The following is a 21,865-nucleotide window of genomic DNA, read 5'->3' as shown; positions in this document are numbered from 1 at the left end:
CAGACGTCGGAAATCTGTTAATTTCTGCCGAGAACGGAACATCGGATTTCACCGCCAGACAAACAAAAACCCCGGACAAGCCGGGGTTTTCGAAGAGCGGAAACAAGAGCTTATCGCGTCAGTCTCTTGTAGGTGACACGGCTCGGGTTGATGCTGTCGACGCCAAGGCGGCGCATCTTGTCCTGTTCGTAATCCTCGAAGTTGCCTTCGAACCATTCGACATGGCTATCGCCTTCGAAAGCGAGGATATGCGTCGCCAGGCGGTCGAGGAACATGCGATCGTGGCTGATGATAACGGCGCAGCCGGCGAAGTTTTCGAGAGCGATCTCGAGTGCGCCCAGCGTTTCCGTATCAAGGTCGTTTGTGGGTTCGTCGAGGAGCAGCACGTTACCACCGGCCTTCAGCATCTTGGCAAGATGCACGCGGTTGCGCTGGCCGCCCGAGAGGTTGCCGACCTTCTGTTGCTGATCACCGCCCTTGAAATTGAAGGTCGCGCAATAGGCGCGCGAATTCATTTCATACTTGCCGAGCTTGATGACTTCGGCACCGCCGGAGATTTCCTCCCAGACGGTCTTGTTGCCGTCGAGTGCATCCCGGCTCTGGTCGACATAACCGAGGTGAACGGTGTCGCCGATGCGGATAGAACCGCTATCCGGCTTTTCCTGGCCGGTGATCATGCGGAAGAGCGTCGTCTTGCCGGCGCCGTTCGCGCCGATAACGCCGACGATACCGCCGGGCGGCAGCTTCAGCGACAGGTCTTCGATCAACACGCGATCGCCATAGCCCTTGGTGATGCCTTCCATCTCGATGACCACCTGGCCGAGACGCTCGCCGACCGGAATGATGATCTGCGCATCGCCGGGACGCTGGTTCTCGGCGGCATCGACCAACTCGTCATAGGCGCGGATACGGGCCTTGGACTTCGACTGGCGGGCCTTCGGGCTCGACGCGATCCATTCCTGTTCGCGCGCGATCGCCTTCTGGCGACCGGCTTCTTCGCGGCCTTCCTGCTGCATGCGCTTTGCCTTGGCCAGCAGGTACGAAGAGTAGTTGCCCTCGTAGGGAATGCCGCGACCGCGGTCGAGTTCGAGGATCCAGCCGGTGACGTTATCCAGGAAGTAGCGATCGTGGGTGATCATCAGCACGGCGCCCGGATAGGCACGCAGGTGCTTTTCCAGCCAGGCGATGGTTTCGGCGTCGAGGTGGTTGGTCGGTTCGTCGAGCAGCAGCACGTCGGGCTGCGACAGCAGCAGCTTGCACAAGGCAAGACGGCGACGCTCGCCGCCCGAAAGCTTGGTGACATCGGCATCGCCAGGCGGGCAACGCAGCGCATCCATCGCCATTTCAACTTGGCTTTCGAGATCCCAGAGGTTCTGGCTGTCGATGATATCCTGGAGCTTGGCGCCCTCTTCCGCCGTCTCGTCGGAATAGTTCATCATCAGTTCGTTATAGCGATTGAGAACGTCGGTCTTGGCCGCGACGCCTTCCATGACGTTTTCGAGCGCCGTCTTCGTCGGATCGAGGTGCGGCTCCTGCGCCAGATAGCCGATGGTGGCGCCTTCGGCCAACCAGGCTTCGCCGGTATATTCCTTGTCGAGACCGGCCATGATGCGCAGTACAGTCGACTTACCCGCACCGTTCGGGCCGAGAATACCGATCTTGGCGTCGGGGTAGAAGGAGAGGTGAATATTCTCCAGGATTTTCTTGGCGCCATAGGCCTTATTCAGACCGGCCATATGATAAATGAACTGACGTGCCATAGCTTGGGTTACTCCACGGGCGGATAACATTGCGAATTGTGCCGCTATGTAGGCGAAACCCCGCCCTCGGGCAACGGCGAAACCTTGTCCGAGGGCATTTATCCGCGTCACAAAGGCCGGAATAGGTCAGAAACCGGCTGCATCCACCACGCCGCGATCGCAGCCGAACGCCGTACTGCCGGCACCCTGGATCAGTTTTGCGAGCCGAGGCTCGTTGCCCTGTTGCTGATCGAGAGCGTCTTCGGAGAGACCGATCGTCAGTTCCGAGATCATCCTGACATTGCCGACGCGACGGCAGCTCATCTTGATGCGCGCATTGGCACCCTCGCCGAAGCTCTGGTCGAAAGCGGCCTTGATGCTTTCCGCATCCAGTTCCTTGCCGATATTCTGAGCGAAAAGATCACGCACGGCGGAGGCGTTGAGTTCGTTGATCAGGCCCGCCGCGGTCGAGAAATAAGCGTCTGCGCTAAGTTTCGTGCAGGTGCCGTGCTTGATCCACTCGTGACGCTCGAGGCCCGATTGAGTGCCCGGCATGACCTTGTCGAGCTTCGCCTTGACGTCTTGTGACAGCTGCACTGCCGGCAGATCCTTCCAATCGCTGCTGCGATCCGCCTGCTTCAGATCATCCGAAACGTCGCAATATTCCTGCCGCATCGGCCAGAGGCCATGCAGCGAGAAATTCGTGGCATCGTGATTGCTCGACGATTGGTTCCTGCACTCCGCCTTCTTCTGGTTCGTCGCACAAAATGCCGGCTCCCAGCTTGCCGCCAGGATGAAGCGTGTCCGCCCCCGGCTGTGCTCCTGCGCCACTGCGCTCGCGACTGTCCCGACCGAAAGGAGCACAACCGCAAATATCCGAAGCAAATGCTTCATTCCACGCCTCCAACTAGAACATTATAGGAACAAATAAGCAGTTTGCTTTTACGCATGCAACCCTGAATCACAGGGCTCGAAAGATTTATTTCTGTGGGCTTCGATGACTGTCCATTGCAATCAACAGGATGATAACCTCTCGTCCGATTGGGGAGGAACCATGCATGTTCGCCGAAACGCAACGCCTGCAAAGCCCGACGGGCGCGACGATTGCCTATCATCATTCGCCAGCGAAGGGCGATGCGCGCGGAATCCTCCTGATATCCCATGGCCTTGCCGAACATTCGCGCCGCTATGAAGCTTTCGCCGATGCCATGGCCACCCAGGGCTTCCATGTCTATGCCCACGATCACCGAGGCCATGGCGAAACCGTTGCCGCTGACGCTCCGATCGGCCGTTTCGCCCGGCGAAATGGCATCGATCAGGTCATGGCAGATGTGCTTGCCATGAGAGAGCTCGCCGCAACCACTTATCCGGGCCGGCCGATCATCCTGTTCGGTCATTCCATGGGCGGATTGATCAGCCTCAATACAGCTGTCACCTATCCGGATAAATTCGATGCCGTCACGGTGTGGAATTCGAATTTCCATCCGGGCATTGCCGGCCGCGCCGCCCAGCTCATCTTGAAGACCGAACGCATGTTCAAGGGGTCGGACGTTCCAAGCGGGCCGCTGCCGAAACTGACCTTCGGCGCCTGGGGCAAATCCATCCCGAACCGCCGCACCGACTTCGATTGGCTGTCGCGCATCCCCGAACAGGTGGACAAGTACATCGCCGATCCATTGTGCGGCTTCGACGCCTCCGTCTCTCTCTGGCTCGACATATTCGAACTCAGCTTTCGCGCCCCGCAAAAGGCCTATCTCGATCGGCTGCGGCGCGACATGCCAATCCACCTCGTCGGAGGCGGCAAGGACCCGGCGACGGATAACGGAAAAGCGATTTCCTGGCTGTCAAATCATTTGAAAAGTGCAGGCTTCTCTCATATTACAACCAAGATCCACCCGGACATGCGGCACGAGACGCTGAACGAAATCGGTGCCGACCAAGCCATTGTCGACTTTGCTAACTGGTGCAAAGCGGTCGTGGCAAGGAACTGATTCTCAAAGGAATTCCCCAATGAATGCCAACAGCGGCTCCTCGCTTCGATTGCCGCAATCGGAGCTGACGTTCGGCCTGTTGATGATGTTCCTCTCCGTCGTCCTATCGCCGATCATGGACATCTTCTCCAAACTCGCGGCAACCACCATTCCGCCGGCCGAAGTCACCGCCGCACGCTTCATCTTTCAGTCACTCTTTGCCCTGCCGATGATGGCTTTGCGCGGACAGTGGGGCGTATGGTCATGGCGCCAGAGCGGCGTGCACGCGCTCCGCGCTGCGCTTTTGACGCTGTCCATGGTCTCGTTCGTGACTGCGCTGCAGGTCATGGAAGTGGCCGATGCCATCGCCATCTTTTTCGTCGAGCCGATGATGCTGACCATTCTGAGCAGCATCTTCCTCAAGGAAACCATTGGCTGGCGCCGTTACACAGCCTGTGCCGTCGGCTTCCTTGGCGCTATGCTGATCATCCAGCCGAGCTTTCAGGAAGTGGGTTTCGTTGCCCTTTTACCCGTCGTTACCGCGCTCTGCGTTGCAGTTTACGTGATGATCACGCGCGTCGTGTCCCACCGCGAGGACGCGTGGCCCATGCAGTTCCAAACCGGCCTATGGGGAGCCGGCCTCAGCCTGATCCTGCTTGGCATCGGGAAGGCGACGGGATCCGCGATCCTTCATCCGGTCGTTCCGGATCTGACGGCGATGCTCTATTTGCTCGGCGTCGGCGTCACGGCAGCAGCCTCCGGCATCTTCACGGTCTATGCCTATCGCGCTGTCCAGGCTTCCACACTCGCGCCCCTGCAATATTTCGAGATCATCTCGGCGACGATCTTCGGCTGGGTGGTGTTCCATAACTTTCCGGATGCGATCAAATGGCTCGGCATCCTCATCATTATGGGCTCCGGGCTCTACATTCTCTGGCGCGAGCAGCGCTTTGCTTCCAGGCCCGTATCCGATACATCTGAAACAGCATTCACGCCCTAAGCGAGAGAGCGGATCGACATGACGGACCAGAAAACCAAGAAACCTCCGCTTTCAGGTATTCGTGTCATCGAGCTTGCCCGCGTCCTTGCCGGCCCCTGGGCGGGCCAGATGCTGGCCGATCTCGGCGCCGATGTGATCAAGGTGGAAAATCCGGACGGAGGCGACGATACCCGCCAATGGGGTCCCCCATTCGTCGAGGGCAAGGACGGCGAAAACCTGTCCGCCGCCTATTATCATTCCGCCAATCGCGGCAAGCGCTCCATCACGGCCGATCTGAAGACCGGTGAAGGACAGGAGCTGATACGCCGGCTGGTCAAAACGGCCGACGTCGTCATCGAAAACTTCAAGCTCGGCGGCCTGGTCAAATACGGCCTCGACTATGAAAGCCTGAAAAAGATCAATCCCCGCATCGTCTATTGCTCGATCACCGGCTTCGGACAGACCGGTCCCTATGCCAGTCTCGCTGGCTATGACTATATCGTCCAGGGCATGTCCGGCTTCATGTCGATCACCGGCGAGCCGGAGGGGCAGCCGGTCAAGGCAGGCGTTGCAATCGCCGATATTTTCACCGGCATCTATGCCGTCTCGGCGATCGAGGCGGCACTGATACACGCACTAAAGACGGGCGAAGGCCAGCTTGTCGACATGGCCCTGCTCGACGTGCAATCGGCCGTTCTTGCCAATCAGAACATGAACTATCTGATCTCGGGAAAGCCACCTGTCCGGCTAGGCAATGCCCATCCCAACATCTCGCCCTACGAAGTCGTTCCCACCGCCGATGGCTACCTCATTCTGGCTGTTGGCAATGACGGGCAGTTCCGTCGGCTTTGCACCATCCTAGGCATCGACGCCCAAGCTGATGACGAGCGCTACGCGACCAACAAGGCCCGCGTCGCCCATCGCAACGACGTTCGCGCATTCATATCGGAGAAGACGCTCGCGTGGAACAAGGCCGATCTGCTGAAGATCTGTGAGGATAATGCCGTTCCGGCCGGCGCGATCAATACGATCGAGGATATGTTCGCCGACCCGCAGATCAAGGCGCGCGGCCTGCGCATCGATCTCGAGGATGCAGCCGGCACCATGATCCCGAGCGTGCGTACGCCGATCGTGCTTTCCGAGACGCCACTGACCTATTCGCGGCCAAGCCCGCGTCTTGGCGAACATCAGGAGCAGGTTCTGGCCGAATTGGCCGAACTGGAGGGGAAGGCGAAGATATGAAACGAACGGGCGGCCAACTCATCGTCGAAGCTTTGAAGGCCAATGGAGTGGAGCGCATTTCCTGCGTGCCCGGCGAGAGCTTTCTTGCCGTGCTCGATGCTTTGCATGACAGCGACATCAAGGTTCTCGTCTGCCGTCAGGAGGGTGGTGCGGCGATGATGGCGGATGCCTGGGGGCGACTGACGGGAGAGCCGGGCATCTGCATGGTCACCCGCGGCCCCGGAGCCACCAATGCCTCAGCCGGCCTCCACATCGCCCGTCAGGATTCGATCCCGATGATCCTCTTCATCGGCCAGGTGCAGCGCGATGCCCGCGAACGCGAGGCGTTTCAGGAAGTGGAGTTCCGCCGCGCCCTTACCGAATATGCAAAATGGGTCGGCGAAATCGACGACGCTGCGCGCATCCCGGAATTCGTCACCCGCGCCTTCGCTTTGGCGACGTCGGGTCGCCCCGGCCCGGTCGTGCTGACCTTGCCCGAGGACATGCTGCGCGATGAAGTCGAAGCGCCAGACGCAAGGCCCTATGTGCCTGTCGCCGCGCATCCCGGCCGCAGCCAGCTCGCCGACTTCAATCAACGCCTCCTTAGAGCTGAACGCCCGATGGTTATTCTTGGCGGCACGCGCTGGGACGAGGAAGCGGTTGTCGGCATCCGGCAGTTCGCCGAGCGTTTCAAACTGCCGGTCGGCTGTTCCTTCCGTCGCCAGATGCTGTTCGATCATCTGCATCCGAACTATGCCGGCGATGTCGGGATCGGCATCAATCCGGCGCTCGCCAAGGAAATCAAGGAGGCGGACCTGCTCATCCTTCTGGGCGGTCGTCTCTCCGAAATGCCCTCCTCCGGCTATACGCTGGTCGATATCCCCTACCCGCGCCAGCAACTCGTCCATGTCTATCCCGATCCGTCCGAGCTCGGTCGGGTCTACCGTCCAGATCTGGCGATCTGCGCCAGCCCTGCCGATTTCGTCGAAGCTCTCGCCGATCTGGATGCACCGAGCGAACCACGCTGGGCCGAGCGCACCGAACGCATGCACGCCGCCTACCTGGCATGGTCTAAGACGCCGGAGAAAAGCCCCGGCTCGGTTCACATGGGCCGCATCATGGACTGGATCGAGGCCAACACGCCTGATGATACGATCTTCACCAACGGCGCCGGCAATTACGCGACCTGGCTGCATCGCTTTCACCGTTTCCGCCGCTTCAACACCCAGGCGGCTCCCGCTTCCGGCTCGATGGGCTACGGCCTGCCGGCAGCGGTTGCCGCCAAGCAGCTGTTTCCTGAGCGTGAGGTGATCTGCTTTGCCGGCGATGGCTGTTTCATGATGCACGGTCAGGAATTCGCGACCGCCGTCCAATATGATCTGCCGCTGATCGCGCTTGTTATCAACAACGGCATGTACGGCACCATCCGCATGCATCAGGAGCGGGAATATCCCGGCCGTGTCAGCGCTACAGCGCTCCTGAACCCGGACTTTGCCGCCCTCGCCCGAGCCTATGGCGGCCACGGCGAAACCGTGAAAGCGACGGAAGAATTCGGCCCGGCATTCGAGCGGGCCCGCGCCAGCGGCAAGCCGGCGATCATCGAGATCGCGCTCGATCCGGAAGCGATCACGCCCTCGCGCACCCTGACGGAAATCGCGCAAACGAAAGGCCGGTGAGCGCGAGCCCACCGGCCTTCCAAAACATGCTGCCTCGACTTAGAGCGCGGCCGTCACGATGAATTCGACCTTGTACTTCGGTGCTGCGAGCTTGGCTTCGCTGGTCGCACGAGCCGGTGTATTGGCCGGATCGACCCAGGCTTCCCAGGCAGCGTTCATTTCGGCGAAATAGGAAATGTCCGAGAGGTAGATGAGCGTCTGCAGGATCTTCGACTTGTTGGAGCCAGCGGCTGCGAGCAGGCGATCAACTTCAGCCAGTGCCGACTTGCACTGATCAGTAACGCTTTCGCCTTCGCCAACCTGGCCGGCGAGATAGACGGTGTTGCCGTGAATGACAGCGCCGCTCATGCGGGCGCCAACGTCGATACGCTTGATGCTCATGGTTTTCTCCTGATGTTGTTCTGAGGCAAAATGAGCGAAGAGCATGGCTGTGGCCTACCCTTCAATCTCAAGATTGGAAATACGCCCGATCAGCCGCGGATATGATGCGTCTTCTCATAGATCGCCGTTGAGCGCGCGCCGGAGCGGCAATAGCCAAGCATCGGCCGCGGGAATTCGTCCAGCGCATCGACCATGCCCTGCACGGCCTCTTCGGTGACGCCCATGGGGCCGACGGGCACGTGGGTGATCTCGAGGCCGAGTTCCTTGGCACGAGCCTCGATGGCGCCAAACGACGTCTGATCCGGGCTCTCACCATCCGGGCGATGGCAGACGAGAGACTTGAACCCCAGGGCCTTGATCTGGTCGAGATCCTCTACGGTGATCTGGCCAGATACCGAGTATTCATCGTCGATCGGGCGGATATCCATGGTTCATGTCCTCTCTAAAACCGAGGGCTTTGATCTACGCCGCCCCAGGGCGAGCGTCAACCGCTGGCCAGCCTCAAACAAAGGCAAAGTTGAGCATGAAATTGCGGGCTTCGCCGGGCTGCAGAATATTGAATTCGCCTGATGCTTCCAGCTCCGAGCGCGAGACCCAGCGATGCGAAACCGGCTCGATGCCAAAAACATCTGCCGGTGCGCGTTGATTGCGCCAGACCTGCAGGAACGGCAGCGTCTCGGTGCCGAACCGCACCCTCAGCGTCTTGCCGCCAGTGGCTGCGATCGGACCGAGGCGGACCTCCGCCCAGTCCTCGCCCTTCTCCAGAGCCGGCACACAGAAAATGCCCCCGAGCTCATCGCCGAAGGTCCAGGGAAAGCCGCCATTCTCCAGCATCTGACCAGACAGGCGCGTACCGTCGTCAAACCATTTACCGCCGACATTCATGTGATACATCAGGAAGACCGGCATCGCCTCTGAACTCGTATTGACGACGCGATCGGCAAGAGAGACCTCACCGGTGGTCCCATCGATCCGCCAGAGGCGCTCCAGTCTCGCCGTTCGTCCCTCTGCGGTGATGATGTCGATATCCGCGCGGCACTCGGCATTGCCGTTCTCGAACTTGGTCCAGAGAATTTTGGCGGGATGAGACGCCAGGGAACCATGCAGCGGATAGCGTTTGCCCTCATATGCACCCGACATCGGTTCGGGATGGCGGATGTGATCCGGCCCGCAGGTGAAGAGGAAGCCTTCCACGGAATGGCTGATCCGCGGATCGCCGTCGTCGGGAACGGCGCGTCCGGGCGCCAGATTGTTGCCCTCGACGATGCAGGCGCCGATATCCAGCACGGAGCCTTCGTCCAGCGTCAATTTCGGCCCTTTGGCCGCGGAAAAATCGATCATTACCCAAAACCCTCCCTGGTCGGCGCTACCCTCTGGCATTGTTCCATAATGGCGAGCGGCGCAAATAAACGGTGATTTGGCCTACCGAATGTTAACTTGAAGCCTTGATCACGGAATTTTTTATATTTTATTCAGCATGATAATCTAAATTTCCATACTGGCGTCAAATTTGCCATGTGTGAGTCAGCCGAACTACCATCCAAGGATTCGACAGACGTGAACCGGTTCGTGAAATTGAGTTTTACCCTGGCAATGGCTGCCACAGTGTCCGCGCTCGCGCTTAGTGACGCGCAGGCACAGTACTATCGCAGCGGAGGCCGCGATACAGTTCTCGTCACTCCCGATGGCCGTATTCTGGATCAATACCCCTATGGCGGCGGATATGCCATGGCCCGCGACGGACGCGGGCGACGCGTCCTCGTCGATAGCTACGGCAATGTCGTCGCTACCGAGATGCGGGCAAGCACCTATTATCCGCGCGCACCGGGCCGCGATGCCAATGGCGACAACGGATACGGCGGCGGCAATCGCTACGGCGATACGCAGCTTTCCAACAATGGCGGCGGTTATCAGGACTATCGTCAGTATCGCAACGACGGCTATGGCAATGGCAATGGCGACGGATACGCCGACAACGGCTATGACCAGCAGGACCGCAATGTCGTGACTGGCGGCATTCCGCGCGATGGCGATATGCAACGTCAGCCGCTCGACAACCAGCCGCTTCCGGGCGCCAAAGGCCAGCAGGCGAATCCGGGCGGCAATGATTACGCGTCGATAGACCCGCAGCAGGAAACACCTGACATCATCCGCAAGCCACCTGCCGAACCGGTGATCAACCTCAAGGGCAAATCGAAGCTTGAGATCACCGCGCTGGAGGTCTTTCTGTCTCGCCAGGGCGTTTCGCCGGGCGCGATCGATGGCCGCATGGGTGCGAACGTCACCAAGGCTGTTTACGCCTATCAGCAGATGACCGGGCAGACGCTCGATCCGAAAAACACCGACGCGATCCTAGAACAATTGCGGATGTCCGGCGGAATGCCGATCATCAACTACACGATCACGGCCGCCGATGCGGCCGGTCCCTATGTCGCTTCGATCCCCGAGGATTATGCGGCAAAGTCGCAGATGCCGTCGCTCGGCTATACGTCGACGACGGAAATGCTGGCCGAACGCTTCCACATGGATGAAGGCTATCTGAAGGAACTCAACCCAGGTGTCGACTTCACCGTACCGGGCAACACGATCAAGGTCGTCAACACAGGCCCGGCGAGGACCGGTACGGTTGCGAAGATTCTCGCAGACAAAGGCCGCAAACAGGTTTTCGCCTATGATGCCAACGGCACGCTGATTGCGGCCTATCCGGCAAGTATCGGCTCGACCGACACGCCCTCGCCCTCCGGAACCGTCACGGTCGAACGTGTCGCCTTCAACCCCGGCTATACATACAACCCGAAGATCAACTTCCAGCAGGGCGCCAACGACAAGATCCTCAACATTCCGCCTGGCCCGAACGGCCCGGTCGGCACAGTCTGGATGGCCTTGTCGAAGCCGACCTACGGCATCCACGGCACGCCCGAACCCTCGAAAATCGGCAAGTCGCAGAGCCACGGCTGCGTTCGTCTGACCAATTGGGACGCGACGGAGCTTGCCAAGATGGTCAAGCCTGGCGTGGTCGTCGAATTCGTCGACTGATTACTTATGATATCAACGAAAAAAGCCGCCGGGACATCTCGGCGGCTTTTTTCGTTGATAACTGATGCGTCGCTGCTAAAGCGCAACGCATCAATGGTTTTTTAGAAGCAATCGCGGAACAATGCCTTGGTGTTTTCCAGCGTCAACGGCACCGGATTGCCGCCGGCGCTTGGATCTTCGATTGCCATGGCCGAGAGTTCATCGATCCGGTCGGGCGCGATACCCATGGCCGAGAGGCTTTCGGGAACGCCGAGTTCGGCGCGCAATTGCAGCACGTAATCATAGAAGCCGTCGAACCCGCCCGAAATGCCGAGATAGGCTGCAGCACGGGCAATCTTCTCGTCGATAGCCTTGCGGTTGAAGCGCAGGACGGCTGGCATGACGACAGCATTGGTCATGCCGTGATGCGTGTTGTAGACGGCGCCGATCGGATGCGACAGCGCGTGAATGGCGCCAAGCCCCTTCTGGAAGGCGACTGCACCCATGGCGGCAGCGCTCATCATGTTGGCGCGGGCTTCGAGGTCCGTTCCTTCGCGGTAGGCGCGTGGCAGGAATTCCTTGACCAAACGCATGCCTTCCAGCGCGATACCGGCCGACATCGGATGATAGAAGGGCGAGGAATAGGCTTCCAGGCAATGCGCAAAGGCGTCCATGCCGGTACCTGCCGTGATGACCTTCGGCATGCCCACGGTCAATTCCGGATCGGCAATGACGACGCCCGGCAGGAACTTCGGATGGAAGATGATCTTCTTCACATGCGTCGCCGAATTGGTGATGACGCTGGCGCGGCCGACTTCAGAGCCGGTGCCGGCCGTCGTCGGTACGGCCACGATCGGCGCGATGCCTTCGACGCTGGCGCGGGTCCACCAGTCACCGATATCTTCGAAATCCCACACAGGCCGGGTCTGTCCGGCCATGAAGGCGACGCACTTACCAAGATCGAGACCGGAGCCGCCGCCGAAAGCGACGACGCCATCATGGCCGCCATCCTTGAAGGCTTTCACGCCGGCTTCGAGGTTCTTCTCGTTCGGGTTCGGATCGACGTCGGCGAAAATGGCGCGGCCGAGGCCGGCATCTTCCAGAATGTCCAGTGCGGTCTTGGTGATCGCCATCGAGGCAAGCCCCCGGTCCGTGACCAGGAGCGGCTTTTTCATGCCCAGGCTCTTGCAGGCGTCCGCCAGTTCCTTGATCCGGCCGCGGCCGAGCTTGAAGGCGTTCGGATAGCTCCAATTGGCTGAGATATTGCTCATGCTGTTACTTTCTTCAGGTGATAGGATTTCGGACGCGTCAGATTGTGGAAGCCGATGATCGACAGCGAACCGCCGCGACCGGTTTCCTTGACACCGGTCCAGCAAAGCGCCGGATCAAGATAGTCGGCACGGTTCATGAAGACGGTGCCCGTCTCGATCTCACGGCCGATGCGCGATGCGCGTTCGACATCCTTGGTCCAAAGCGAAGCCGTCAAACCGTAAGGGCTGTCGTTCATCAGCTCCAGTGCCTCGGCATCGCTCTTCACCTTCATGATGCCGACGGCCGGGCCGAAGGTTTCCTCGCGCATGAACGCCATCGAATGATCGACATTGACGAGGATCTGCGGTGCGAGATAGGCGCCGCCATCATCGGCCGGGAACAGCTTGGGATCGACCAGCGCCTTGGCGCCCTTGGTAACCGCATCGGCGATCTGCTCGCGCACGACCTTGGCGAAGCGCTTATGCGCCATCGGGCCGAGCGACGTTTCCGGATCGAGCGGATTGCCGAGCTTGTAGTTCGAAACCCAGGCCACCGACTTCTCGACGAAGCTGTCGTACAGCGACTCGTGCACATAGATGCGCTCGATCCCGCAGCAGCACTGGCCGGAATTGAAGGTCGCGCCATCCATCAGCGTATCGACGGCAGCGTCAAGATCGGCGTCTTCCATGACATAACCCGGATCCTTGCCGCCAAGCTCAAGCCCGAGGCTGGTGAAGGTGCCGGCGGCAGCGCGCTCGATGGAGCGGCCGCCCTCGACGGAACCGGTGAAATTGACGAAATTGAAGCTGCCGGCGGCAATCAGCGCCGAAGTCGTTTCATGATCGAGGAAGACATTCTGGAAGACATCGGCGGGAACGCCTGCCTCGACGAACGCCTGTACCAGCCGCTCGCCGACCAGCAGTGTCTGGCTCGCATGCTTGAGGATCACGGTATTACCGGCCATCAGCGCCGGCGCGATCGTGTTGATCGCCGTCATATAGGGGTAGTTCCAGGGCGCAATGACGAAGACGACGCCATGCGCTTCACGCTCGATGCGCCGCGCAAAATTCGCGCTGTCTTCGACAACCAGCGGCGCAAGCGCATCCGCGGCGATAGAGGCGACATAGTTGGAGCGCTCGTTGAAGCCACGATATTCGCCGCCATACTTGATCGGCCGGCCCATCTGCCAAGTAAGTTCCGGCACGACGACATCGGCCATCTCATTGAGACGGGCGGTGCCCTTCAGCACGAGCTGGACACGATCTTCGAGCGGGCGGCGAGCCCAATCCTTTTGCGCCTTGCGGGCGCGGGCCACCACTTCCTTGGCCGCATCCAGCGACAAGGCCGGACGTTCAGCATAAACCTTTCCGTTCACCGGGGAGACGCATGTGATCATGGTCATGATCGAATTCCTGTTTTCATCGTCAACAATTTGATTATCCGACGCTTCACAACCCGCCGCCTGCACCATTGCTTGAGGCAAAAGACAGACGTGCGGAGCATCCTAATGCCCCTACCCGACCATAGAATGAAAATCGGGCAGAGGGCAGGTCGCAAGCAGCCTTACGCTCTTTCGAATCCGCGCGCCACTTCCCAATCGGTGATGCGACGATCGTACTCTTCCTGCTCCCATTCGGCAGCGCGGGTGTAGTGATCGATGACATCGTCACCGAAAGCAGCACGCAGCATCTTCGAATTGGCGAGGGCCTCGGTCGCACCGCGCAGCGTGCGCGGGATCTCGCGAACTTCGCGGGCGCCATAGGCGTCGCCGACGAACGGCGCTTCCAGTTCGAGCTTGTTCTCGATGCCATCAAGGCCTGCAGCGATCAGGGCGGCGAACGCCAGATAGGGATTAAGGTCCGAACCGCCGACACGGCATTCGATGCGGATGCCCTTGGTTTCGGCGCCGCACAGACGATAACCGGCCGTGCGATTGTCCGTGCTCCAGATCGCCTTGGTGGGCGCAAAGGTGCCGGCAACGAAGCGCTTGTAGGAATTGATGTAGGGCGCAAGGAAATAGGTGATTTCGCTGGCATGGTTCAAAAGGCCGGCGACATAGTGCTTCATCAGCGGCGTCATGCCGTGTTCCTGCTCCTTGTCGAAGAACAGCGGCGTCTTGCCATCGGCGCTCCAGAGCGACTGATGGATATGCGACGAGCTGCCGGCGGCGCTGTAGTTCCACTTTGCCAGGAAGGTGATGGCCTTACCCTTCGACCAGGCAATTTCCTTGCAGCCGTTCTTGATGATCGTATGGCGATCGGCCATCGTCAGGGCGTCGGCATAGCGAACGTTGATTTCCTCCTGGCCAGCCGAAGCTTCGCCCTTGGAGTTCTCGACCGGGATTTCAGCGCCCTGGAGCCCCTTGCGGATCGCCCGCATCACATCCTCTTCCTTGGTGGTCTGGAAGATATGGTAGTCTTCGTTGTAGCCGCTGACGAGATTGAGGTTGCGGTAGCCGGATTCGCGAGCACTGTCATAGCTCTGGTCGAACAGGAAGAATTCAAGCTCCGAGGCCATGTAGGCCTTCATGCCCATCGCCTCGAGGCGCTTGATCTGCTTCTTCAGAATCGCGCGCGGCGAATGCGCCACTTCTTCATGGGTGTGATGGTCGAGCACGTCGCACAGGACAAGCGCCGCGCCTTCCAGCCATGGAATCCGGCGAAGCGTCGCAAGATCGGGCTTCATCGTATAGTCGCCATAGCCCTTTTCCCAGCTGGTCGACTTATAGCCGGAGACGGTCTCCATCTCGATATCGGTCGCCTGCAGATAGTTGCAGCTATGCGTTTCCTTCCAGGCGCTTTCGACGAAGAATTCCGCCTGGAAGCGCTTGCCCATCAAGCGGCCCTGCATGTCCACCTGGCATGCCAGAACCGTGTCGATGCGCCCCTCGGCCACATCCTTCTTGAGGTCGTCGAACGTATAGCTAGTGGTCATGATTAATCCGCCTGAACTGTGAATTTAAACATCGGTCGACAGACAGCGTTATCACGCAAAATACTCTGCCGCCGATAACGCTATCGTTTCCGTAAGAGGGCCGCAGCGCTGCGGCCCGTGACTTTTGAAATGCTCGCCTTATTGCTCGCCAACGGCAGCTTCTGCCGCAGCAATGTCGGCCTTGCGCTGAGCAATGGCATCACCGATCGGCGGCCCCTTGAAGCGACGACGCTCAAAGCCAAACCATACGACACCCGTTAGGACCAGGAAGCCGACGGTGATGATGCCAGCCCAGTCGTTCGGCGGCTGAATGCCGAGGACAAAGATAATGATCATCGCAATAATCGTCAGAACGGCAAACAGCTTGAACAGGCCTTCGCCGAGATTCCATGGACCCATCTTGTCCCATTTCGCCGTGCCCCATGCAAAAAGGCCGAGCGTGATCGGGATCGCAAAGGAGAAGAACAGGAAGATGACGGTGCAAGACACCACGATGCTGTAGACCGGCGTATCGCCGATCGACACCAGAGACGAACCCCAGACGAACAATACGGCGAGTATCGAGCCCGTCCAGATTGCCGAAACCGGCGTGCGGTATTTCGGGCTAACTCTTGAAAGCGCCTTCGAAGCTGGAAGACCGCCGTCACGCGAGAAGGCGAAGATCATGCGCGAGACCGAAGTCACCGTCGCAAGACCGCATAGCCATTGGCTGATGAAGATAAGGAAATACAGGATGTCCTTGACCAGCGGGTTTACCTGCTTGTTCATCGCCCAGAAGAACACGTTCCAGCCCTGCTTGGCGGCGTCGTCCATATTGGGGAGCATCAGCACGAAAGAGCAAAGCATGATATAGCCGAACAATGCCGACCAGAGAACCGAAGCAACCATGCCGCGCGGGACTGAGTGGGCTGCCTTGACGGTTTCTTCCGACGTGTGTGCAGAAGCGTCGTAGCCAGTGATCGTGTAGATCGGAAGCAGCAAGCCGAGGGCAAAAACCCAGAAGCTCGAAACCTGCGGCCACACTGGTGCGCCGGTCTGCGTGTTGTCGGCCGCCATGGTGGCCAAACCCGAATAGTTGGTGAAAGTAAACAGCCGAGCAAACTCGTAGGACGGCGCCGAGACCAGGCACACGATCGCCAGCGCGATCGATGTTGCGAAGATCAGATAGCCGGAGAAATCGGTCAGCTTGGCGGTCAGTCCGATGCCCATATGATTCACCAATGCCTGAAGGCCGGTGATGACAATGAGAAACACCATGCGCACCAGCGTTGTGTCGGTCATGCCGAAATAATCGCCGAAAGCACCAATGAAGAAGTAGTACGTGCCAACGTTGATGGCCCCCAGCACGGTGACGAGACCGAGCAGGTTGAACCAAGCCGTCAGCCAGCCGGTAAACCGATTGCCGAGGATCGAACCCCAGTGATAGAGACCGCCTGCGGTCGGATAGGCCGAGCTGATCTGCGCCATCGCCACGGCGAAGACCAGCGAGATGAAGCACCCTACCGGCCAGCCGATGCCGATCGCGGCGCCACCTGCACCTGATGTTGCCTGAGCAAGCGAATTGATGCCGCCCGAAAGAATGCAAATGATTGAGAAGGATACGGCAAAATTCGAGAATGAACTCATGCGCCGTTCCAACTCCTGAGCATAGCCCATGGAGTGCAGGATGTGGACATCCTGCTTCTTGTCTAGATCTGTATAATCAGACATGTCATTCCCCCTAAGTCCCGGTCATCCGCGGGATTGCGGAGAACCATGTGGCAAGTAAGCCGCCAGCCTTTTGCCGCGCGGCCTTGATCGCAGTTGAACTGCTCCCCGGGGTCTTTTTCTTTTTATGCTCAGGCTTCCAGACTGCTCTGGAGAAGCCCAGTCAGATAATCGGCCACGACCCCTTGGCCGACGTCGTCTTGGATGAGGTCGTTGCGGACCTCTATCATTACATTATGCAGACCATTGGCGATCCCATGCAGCTTCAGCGTATGGGTGACGCCATCTTCGGGCCCGTAAGGCTGGTTACGTTCAGTCTGATAAAGCGGCGCCTCAGCCGCTGCGTCCAGCATGCGATCGGCCAGCCAACGGTCCGCGTCATGCAGAACGCCAAGCTCCACGGCCCTCGGTTTGCCGTTATAGATCGGCGTGAAGCTGTGGATTGTCACGATCACGGTTTTTTGTCCGCGCGCCGCCCTTTCTTTCAGCAGTGACCGGATACGGTCATGAAACGGGATGTAGAGGCCCTGCGTACGCGCCTGCCGACCCGCCTCGTCCAGGCTCTGATTGCCTGGAATCGTATAGATCTCGCTCGTCTCAGGCATGGCGCCGGCACTTTCCGGCGGACGATTGCAGTCGTAGATCAGGCGTGAGAAGCGCTGATAGACCAAGGTCGCATCGAGGCCTGACGAAATCTTCTTTGCAACCGCGAGTGCGCCCGGATCCCAGGCGATATGGCTGGAAAGCGCCTCGGCGGAGAGCCCCAGATCTCCAAACCGCTCGGGCAAGGCACGGGAAGCATGTTCGCAAATGATAAAAATCGCACTGCTTCCGTGCGGCCTTTCGACCGCAACGCAATCACCGTCCGCCTTCGTCAAAATGCCTTGCTGTGCAAGCATCCGGGACGCCCCATCGCCGATTAATAAAATGTTTATAAGAAAAGAATTCTTCAGGTTTTGGTCGGTGTCAACCCGAAACTGAAATTATTTCTTCATTTGTGACATTGACTCGAAATGTGACAGCGTTGTTATATCCTCGCAGGAGACTGGCATAAGACCGTCCCGGGGAGCAAAAATCGAGTGAACAATGCGTCGAAGACAGTTTCTGACGTGATCAATGCGCGCTTTGACACGCTGACGCGTGCCGAAAAGCAGCTGGCTAAGAGTCTGCTCGACAACTACCCTGTTTCGGGTTTGGGCAGCATCACGACAGTCGCCGAGAATGCGCGCGTATCCACGCCCACCGTGGCGCGCATGGTGCAGAAACTCGGATACAAGGGCTATCCGGACTTCCAGTCCCATCTTCATCAGGAGGTCGAGGCGACGATCTCCAACCCACTGACAAAGCATGATCGCTGGGCATCGAATGCGCCAGGCACCCATATTCTCAATCGCTTCGCCGATGCCATTACGAACAATCTGCGCCAGACGCTGTCCGATATAGACGCCGCGACATTCGATGGCGTCGCGGCACTGCTGTCAGAACGCAAACGCGGGCTTTATTTCGTCGGCGGCCGCATCACCGGCGCGCTTGCCGAATATTTCTTTACCCACATGCAGGTCATTCGCCCCAATACGACGCTGCTCTCCTCCAATTCCAGCACCTGGCCACAATATGTCCTGAACATGAATCCGGGCGACCTGCTCGTGATCTTCGATATCAGGCGCTATGAGCAGGAAATGGTCAATCTGGCCGCCGCCGCCCGCCGCCGCGGCGCCGAGATCATCGTCTTCACCGATCAATGGGCAACGCCGGCCGCCAAGCACGCCAAGCACACTTTCCGCGTGCAAATCGAGGCGCCGTCGGCCTGGGATTCGTCGGTCGTCACACTCTTCATCGTCGAAGCCCTGATCGAAGCCGTGCAAAGCCTGACCTGGGACGAGACGAGCGAGCGCATGAAAACGCTCGAAGGTCTTTTCGAGCAAACACAGTTGTTCCGCAAGCTGAACTAGAGGGAACGAAGCCACGAAAATACATGGGGGTGACGCGGTGAGAAATGCAGCAGCTGTCACACTTGGCGATTAGAAGCAAAATCAAGCGTGTTTACTGTAAACGCAATGCTTTGAAGCCGTCACACAACCTTCATGCAACGTCATTAACAGCAACGCCAGCACTGAAAACCCTAAAGGAGGAAATGCAGTGATCTCTAAAATTCATCGTCTTCTGGCAGTCTCCACTGCGATGCTCGTCGCTTCGACGGCTATTGCGGCCGCAGAACCGAGCGCCGATCTTATCGCTGCCGCCAAGAAGGAAGGCACGCTGACCACGATCGCCCTGCCCCACAACTGGTGCGGTTATGGCGACCTGATCGCTGCATTCAAGGCGAAGTACGGCATCGAAGTCAACGAACTGAACCCGGACGCCGGTTCGGGCGATGAAGTTGAAGCCATCCGCGCCAACAAAGGCAACACCGGCCCGCAGGCTCCTGACGTCATCGACGTCGGTCTCTCCTTCGGCCCGACCGCCAAGAAGGAAGGCCTTCTGCAGCCTTACAAGGTTTCGACCTGGGACTCCATTCCGGACAGCGCCAAGGATGCCGAAGGCTACTGGTATGGCGACTATTACGGCGTTCTCTCCTTCGTCTCCAACAAGGACGTCGTAAAGAACCCGCCGAAGGATTGGGCTGACCTGCAGAAGCCGGAATACGCCAACACCGTTTCGCTCGCTGGCGATCCGCGCACCTCGAACCAGGCTGTCCAGGCTGTTTACGCCGCTGGTCTCGCTGCTGGCGAAAAGGATGCCACCAAGATCGGCGCCGCTGGCCTCGACTACTTCGCCAAGCTGAACAAGGCCGGCAACTTCGTTCCGGTTATCGGCAAGTCTGCATCGCTCGCTCAGGGCGCAACCCCGATCGTCGTCGCCTGGGACTACAACGGCCTTTCCTGGCGTGACAGCCTCAACGGCAACCCGCCGGTAGACGTCACGGTTCCGGCTTCGGGCGTTATCGCCGGCGTCTATGTGCAGGCGATCTCGGCCTACGCTCCGCATCCGAATGCTGCCAAGCTCTGGATGGAGTTCCTGTATTCCGACGAAGGTCAGATTGGCTGGCTGAAGGGCTATTGCCACCCGATCCGCTTCAACGACCTGGCGAAGAACAAGAAGGTTCCGCAGGAACTTCTCGACAAGCTTCCGCCGGCTGCTGCCTACGAAAAGGCTGTCTTCCCGACCCTGGACGAACAGGATGCCGGCAAGGCCGCCATCACCACCAAGTGGGATTCTGTCGTCGGTTCGAACGTGCAGTAATAGACTTCGACATGACCTCCCCGCTTAGGCGGGGAGGTTTTCCGTTTTTTTGACGCCGCGGATTGGGCCAATCATGAGCATCGTCACGACATCAACGATCAGTTCTACTCCCCTGATCAGCAAGCGCGTGGTTGTTGACTGGCTGGGCATTACGCCCTTCCTGATCTTCGCGCTGCTGTTTCTGATTTTCCCGACAGTCTACCTCGTCGCCGGCGCTTTTCTGACGCCCGACGGAAGCTTTACGTTCAAGAATATCGGCGATCTCTTCACGCCGACGATCATGAGCGCCTATTGGATCAGTATCAAGATTTCGGTCGTATCGGCCCTTGGCGGTGCGATCATAGGCTTCTATCTCGCCTGGGCACTCGTGCTTGGCGGCCTCCCCACATGGCTCCGCCATGCGTTCCTGACCTTCTCGGGCGTCGCGTCCAATTTCGCCGGCGTGCCACTGGCCTTCTCGTTCATCGCAACGCTGGGCCGCCAAGGCCTTGTCACCATATTGCTCGCTCATTTCGGTTTGAACCTTTATTCGACAGGCTTCAATCTTCTAAGCTTCATCGGCCTTACCATCACTTACATGTACTTCCAGATCCCGCTGATGGTGCTGATCATCACGCCGGCGCTCGATGGCATGAAGAAGGAATGGCGCGAAGCTGCCTCCATTCTCGGGGCAACCAACAAGCAATATTGGTTCATGGTCGCGCTGCCGATCCTATGGCCCAGCCTGCTTGGCACGACACTACTGCTGTTCGCCAATTCCTTTGGCGCCATCGCGACCGCAATCGCGCTCACCGGCAGCTCATTGAATATCGTTCCGATCGTACTCTACGCGCAAATCCGCGGCGACGTGCTGCACAACGCCAATCTTGGCTATGCGCTGGCACTGGGCATGATCGTCATCACGGGTATTTCGAACGTCATCTATATCTTGATGCGCATGCGCGCTGAACGGTGGCAAAAATGAAGCTGCAAAAATTCTTTGCCTGGATCGCGGTCGCCATCGGGCTCATCTACTTCATTGTGCCGCTTATCGGTACCCTGGAATTCTCGCTGCGCATGCGGCGCAACGCCTATAGCTTCGATGCCTATGCCTCGGTCTTTTCGGACTTCGGCTTTTTGGTCGCCTTCGGCTTCTCAATGCTGATGGCGCTTCTGACCATAATTTTTGGCATGCTTCTTGTCGTGCCGACGGCCTATTGGGTACGGCTGCGCTTGCCGCAGCTGCGCCCCATCGTCGAATTCATCACGCTGATGCCGCTGGTCATTCCGGCTATCGTCATCGTTTTCGGCTATCTCCGCCTCTACAACTCGTCGTCAATCCTGCCGCTGACCGGCTATAACGCCACGACGAACATTCTGCTTGTCTGTTCGTACATTGTATTATCCCTGCCCTATATGTATCGTTCAGTGGATACGGCGATGCGCACCATCGATATCGGCACGCTGACGGAGGCAGCCGAAAGCCTTGGTGCAAAATGGACAACGATCATGTTCAAATGCATCTTTCCAAATGTCATGAGCGGTGTGCTTTCCGGGGCTTTCATCACCCTCGCGATCGTCATGGGCGAATTCACCATGGCATCACTGCTCAATCGTCCAGCGTTTGGGCCCTACATGCAGCTCGTCGGCGCGAACAAGGCTTACGAGCCCTCAGCCTTGGCGATCATCGCGCTTGCTGTGACCTGGCTTAGCATGGCCCTCCTGCAGCTGGTTTCCCGTTTCTCAAAATCCGCTCCGATTAAGGCGTAA

At 58.9% G+C, this 21,865-nt stretch carries 19 protein-coding genes; 9 read left to right on the top strand and 10 right to left on the bottom strand.

The genetic code is table 11. The features are described 5' to 3' along the window. Positions 1–110: 110 nt before the first annotated feature. Together ettA and A6U86_RS28175 are read right to left on the bottom strand one after the other, a co-directional pair. Entirely contained in the window at positions 111–1,760 is a 1,650-nt protein-coding gene (gene ettA, locus A6U86_RS28180) for an energy-dependent translational throttle protein EttA (protein ID WP_068398331.1), read from the bottom strand. 126 nt (positions 1,761–1,886) lie between these two features. Beyond that, positions 1,887–2,633 carry a ribonuclease gene (locus A6U86_RS28175; RefSeq protein WP_068398328.1) on the bottom strand — a complete coding sequence of 249 codons (747 nt, stop codon included), beginning with the start codon at positions 2,631–2,633 and terminating at the stop codon, positions 1,887–1,889. 164 nt (positions 2,634–2,797) lie between these two features. Between A6U86_RS28175 and A6U86_RS28170 the strand changes: the two genes are divergently transcribed. Genes A6U86_RS28170 through A6U86_RS28155 form a run of 4 tightly spaced genes read left to right on the top strand, consistent with a single transcriptional unit; the run spans position 2,798 to position 7,585 of the window. Beyond that, a complete protein-coding gene (locus A6U86_RS28170; protein ID WP_068398325.1) occupies positions 2,798–3,730 on the top strand; it encodes an alpha/beta hydrolase in 933 nt (310 codons plus the stop codon). A 19-nt stretch (positions 3,731–3,749) separates the two neighbouring features. Continuing rightward, positions 3,750–4,709 carry a DMT family transporter gene (locus A6U86_RS28165; protein WP_068398322.1) on the top strand — a complete coding sequence of 320 codons (960 nt, stop codon included), beginning with the start codon at positions 3,750–3,752 and terminating at the stop codon, positions 4,707–4,709. 18 nt (positions 4,710–4,727) lie between these two features. Beyond that, entirely contained in the window at positions 4,728–5,930 is a 1,203-nt protein-coding gene (locus A6U86_RS28160; protein WP_068398320.1) for a CaiB/BaiF CoA-transferase family protein, read from the top strand. Further along, the gene (locus tag A6U86_RS28155) at positions 5,927–7,585 is read left to right on the top strand and encodes a thiamine pyrophosphate-binding protein (RefSeq protein WP_068398317.1); all 1,659 of its coding nucleotides are present in this window, start codon (positions 5,927–5,929) and stop codon (positions 7,583–7,585) included. The genes A6U86_RS28160 and A6U86_RS28155 overlap by 4 nt, the downstream gene beginning before the upstream one ends. 39 nt (positions 7,586–7,624) lie before the next feature. Here the strand turns inward: A6U86_RS28155 and A6U86_RS28150 are convergent, their stop codons facing one another. The 3 genes from A6U86_RS28150 to A6U86_RS28140 all read right to left on the bottom strand — a co-directional run bounded on the left by A6U86_RS28150 (position 7,625) and on the right by A6U86_RS28140 (position 9,307). After that, the gene (locus A6U86_RS28150) at positions 7,625–7,966 is read right to left on the bottom strand and encodes a RidA family protein (protein WP_015340385.1); all 342 of its coding nucleotides are present in this window, start codon (positions 7,964–7,966) and stop codon (positions 7,625–7,627) included. Between the two features lie 89 nt (positions 7,967–8,055). Continuing rightward, positions 8,056–8,394 (bottom strand): TIGR01244 family sulfur transferase, encoded by a 339-nt coding sequence (locus A6U86_RS28145; protein ID WP_068398314.1) that lies wholly within the window; start codon positions 8,392–8,394, stop codon positions 8,056–8,058. Positions 8,395–8,467: 73 nt separating this feature from the next. Next, on the bottom strand, positions 8,468–9,307 hold the full coding sequence (locus A6U86_RS28140; RefSeq protein ID WP_068398311.1) for a DUF4432 family protein: 840 nt from the start codon (positions 9,305–9,307) through the stop codon (positions 8,468–8,470). 216 nt (positions 9,308–9,523) lie between these two features. On the opposite strand from A6U86_RS28140, the gene A6U86_RS28135 reads away from it, so the two are divergent. Then, positions 9,524–11,002, top strand: coding sequence for a L,D-transpeptidase (locus A6U86_RS28135; RefSeq protein WP_068398900.1), 1,479 nt, complete (start codon positions 9,524–9,526; stop codon positions 11,000–11,002). 101 nt (positions 11,003–11,103) lie between these two features. Here the strand turns inward: A6U86_RS28135 and A6U86_RS28130 are convergent, their stop codons facing one another. The 5 genes from A6U86_RS28130 to A6U86_RS28110 form a co-directional block, all read right to left on the bottom strand. Next, positions 11,104–12,252, bottom strand: a complete 1,149-nt coding sequence (locus A6U86_RS28130; RefSeq protein WP_068398308.1) for an iron-containing alcohol dehydrogenase — start codon at positions 12,250–12,252, stop codon at positions 11,104–11,106. Next, positions 12,249–13,634, bottom strand: coding sequence for an aldehyde dehydrogenase family protein (locus A6U86_RS28125; RefSeq protein ID WP_068398898.1), 1,386 nt, complete (start codon positions 13,632–13,634; stop codon positions 12,249–12,251). Before A6U86_RS28125 ends, A6U86_RS28130 begins: the two co-directional genes overlap by 4 nt. 161 nt (positions 13,635–13,795) lie before the next feature. Next, positions 13,796–15,166: a glutamine synthetase family protein gene (locus A6U86_RS28120; protein WP_068398305.1), complete on the bottom strand. Its 1,371-nt coding sequence runs from the start codon at positions 15,164–15,166 to the stop codon at positions 13,796–13,798. Positions 15,167–15,304: 138 nt separating this feature from the next. Further along, positions 15,305–16,876 (bottom strand): amino acid permease, encoded by a 1,572-nt coding sequence (locus A6U86_RS28115; RefSeq protein WP_068398302.1) that lies wholly within the window; start codon positions 16,874–16,876, stop codon positions 15,305–15,307. Between the two features lie 128 nt (positions 16,877–17,004). Beyond that, a complete protein-coding gene (locus tag A6U86_RS28110) occupies positions 17,005–17,772 on the bottom strand; it encodes an N-formylglutamate amidohydrolase (protein ID WP_068398299.1) in 768 nt (255 codons plus the stop codon). Between the two features lie 180 nt (positions 17,773–17,952). Between A6U86_RS28110 and A6U86_RS28105 the strand changes: the two genes are divergently transcribed. From A6U86_RS28105 to A6U86_RS28090, 4 genes are all read left to right on the top strand, one after another. Continuing rightward, a complete protein-coding gene (locus A6U86_RS28105; RefSeq protein ID WP_068398296.1) occupies positions 17,953–18,825 on the top strand; it encodes a MurR/RpiR family transcriptional regulator in 873 nt (290 codons plus the stop codon). 187 nt (positions 18,826–19,012) lie between these two features. Next, positions 19,013–20,116, top strand: a complete 1,104-nt coding sequence (locus tag A6U86_RS28100; protein WP_068398294.1) for an ABC transporter substrate-binding protein — start codon at positions 19,013–19,015, stop codon at positions 20,114–20,116. Positions 20,117–20,189: 73 nt separating this feature from the next. After that, positions 20,190–21,080 (top strand): ABC transporter permease subunit, encoded by an 891-nt coding sequence (locus tag A6U86_RS28095; protein WP_068398291.1) that lies wholly within the window; start codon positions 20,190–20,192, stop codon positions 21,078–21,080. Beyond that, positions 21,077–21,865, top strand: a complete 789-nt coding sequence (locus A6U86_RS28090; RefSeq protein ID WP_068398287.1) for an ABC transporter permease — start codon at positions 21,077–21,079, stop codon at positions 21,863–21,865. Before A6U86_RS28095 ends, A6U86_RS28090 begins: the two co-directional genes overlap by 4 nt.

Source organism: Rhizobium sp. AC27/96 (assembly GCF_001692325.1).
GTDB lineage: Bacteria > Pseudomonadota > Alphaproteobacteria > Rhizobiales > Rhizobiaceae > Rhizobium.
The sequence above is the reverse complement of the archived record's forward strand: the minus strand, read 5'-3'. Positions and strand labels throughout refer to the sequence as shown.

Excerpts from the sequence above, each read along its gene's own strand:
- ettA (WP_068398331.1), bottom strand. The coding sequence starts at position 1,760 with ATGGCACGTCAGTTCATTTATCATATGGCCGGTCTGAATAAGGCCTAT.
- A6U86_RS28175 (WP_068398328.1), bottom strand. The coding sequence starts at position 2,633 with ATGAAGCATTTGCTTCGGATATTTGCGGTTGTGCTCCTTTCGGTCGGG.
- A6U86_RS28170 (WP_068398325.1), top strand. The coding sequence starts at position 2,798 with ATGTTCGCCGAAACGCAACGCCTGCAAAGCCCGACGGGCGCGACGATT.
- A6U86_RS28165 (WP_068398322.1), top strand. The coding sequence starts at position 3,750 with ATGAATGCCAACAGCGGCTCCTCGCTTCGATTGCCGCAATCGGAGCTG.
- A6U86_RS28160 (WP_068398320.1), top strand. The coding sequence starts at position 4,728 with ATGACGGACCAGAAAACCAAGAAACCTCCGCTTTCAGGTATTCGTGTC.
- A6U86_RS28155 (WP_068398317.1), top strand. The coding sequence starts at position 5,927 with ATGAAACGAACGGGCGGCCAACTCATCGTCGAAGCTTTGAAGGCCAAT.
- A6U86_RS28150 (WP_015340385.1), bottom strand. The coding sequence starts at position 7,966 with ATGAGCATCAAGCGTATCGACGTTGGCGCCCGCATGAGCGGCGCTGTC.
- A6U86_RS28145 (WP_068398314.1), bottom strand. The coding sequence starts at position 8,394 with ATGGATATCCGCCCGATCGACGATGAATACTCGGTATCTGGCCAGATC.
- A6U86_RS28140 (WP_068398311.1), bottom strand. The coding sequence starts at position 9,307 with ATGATCGATTTTTCCGCGGCCAAAGGGCCGAAATTGACGCTGGACGAA.
- A6U86_RS28130 (WP_068398308.1), bottom strand. The coding sequence starts at position 12,252 with ATGAGCAATATCTCAGCCAATTGGAGCTATCCGAACGCCTTCAAGCTC.
- A6U86_RS28125 (WP_068398898.1), bottom strand. The coding sequence starts at position 13,634 with ATGACCATGATCACATGCGTCTCCCCGGTGAACGGAAAGGTTTATGCT.
- A6U86_RS28120 (WP_068398305.1), bottom strand. The coding sequence starts at position 15,166 with ATGACCACTAGCTATACGTTCGACGACCTCAAGAAGGATGTGGCCGAG.
- A6U86_RS28115 (WP_068398302.1), bottom strand. The coding sequence starts at position 16,876 with ATGTCTGATTATACAGATCTAGACAAGAAGCAGGATGTCCACATCCTG.
- A6U86_RS28110 (WP_068398299.1), bottom strand. The coding sequence starts at position 17,772 with ATGCTTGCACAGCAAGGCATTTTGACGAAGGCGGACGGTGATTGCGTT.
- A6U86_RS28095 (WP_068398291.1), top strand. The coding sequence starts at position 20,190 with ATGAGCATCGTCACGACATCAACGATCAGTTCTACTCCCCTGATCAGC.
- A6U86_RS28090 (WP_068398287.1), top strand. The coding sequence starts at position 21,077 with ATGAAGCTGCAAAAATTCTTTGCCTGGATCGCGGTCGCCATCGGGCTC.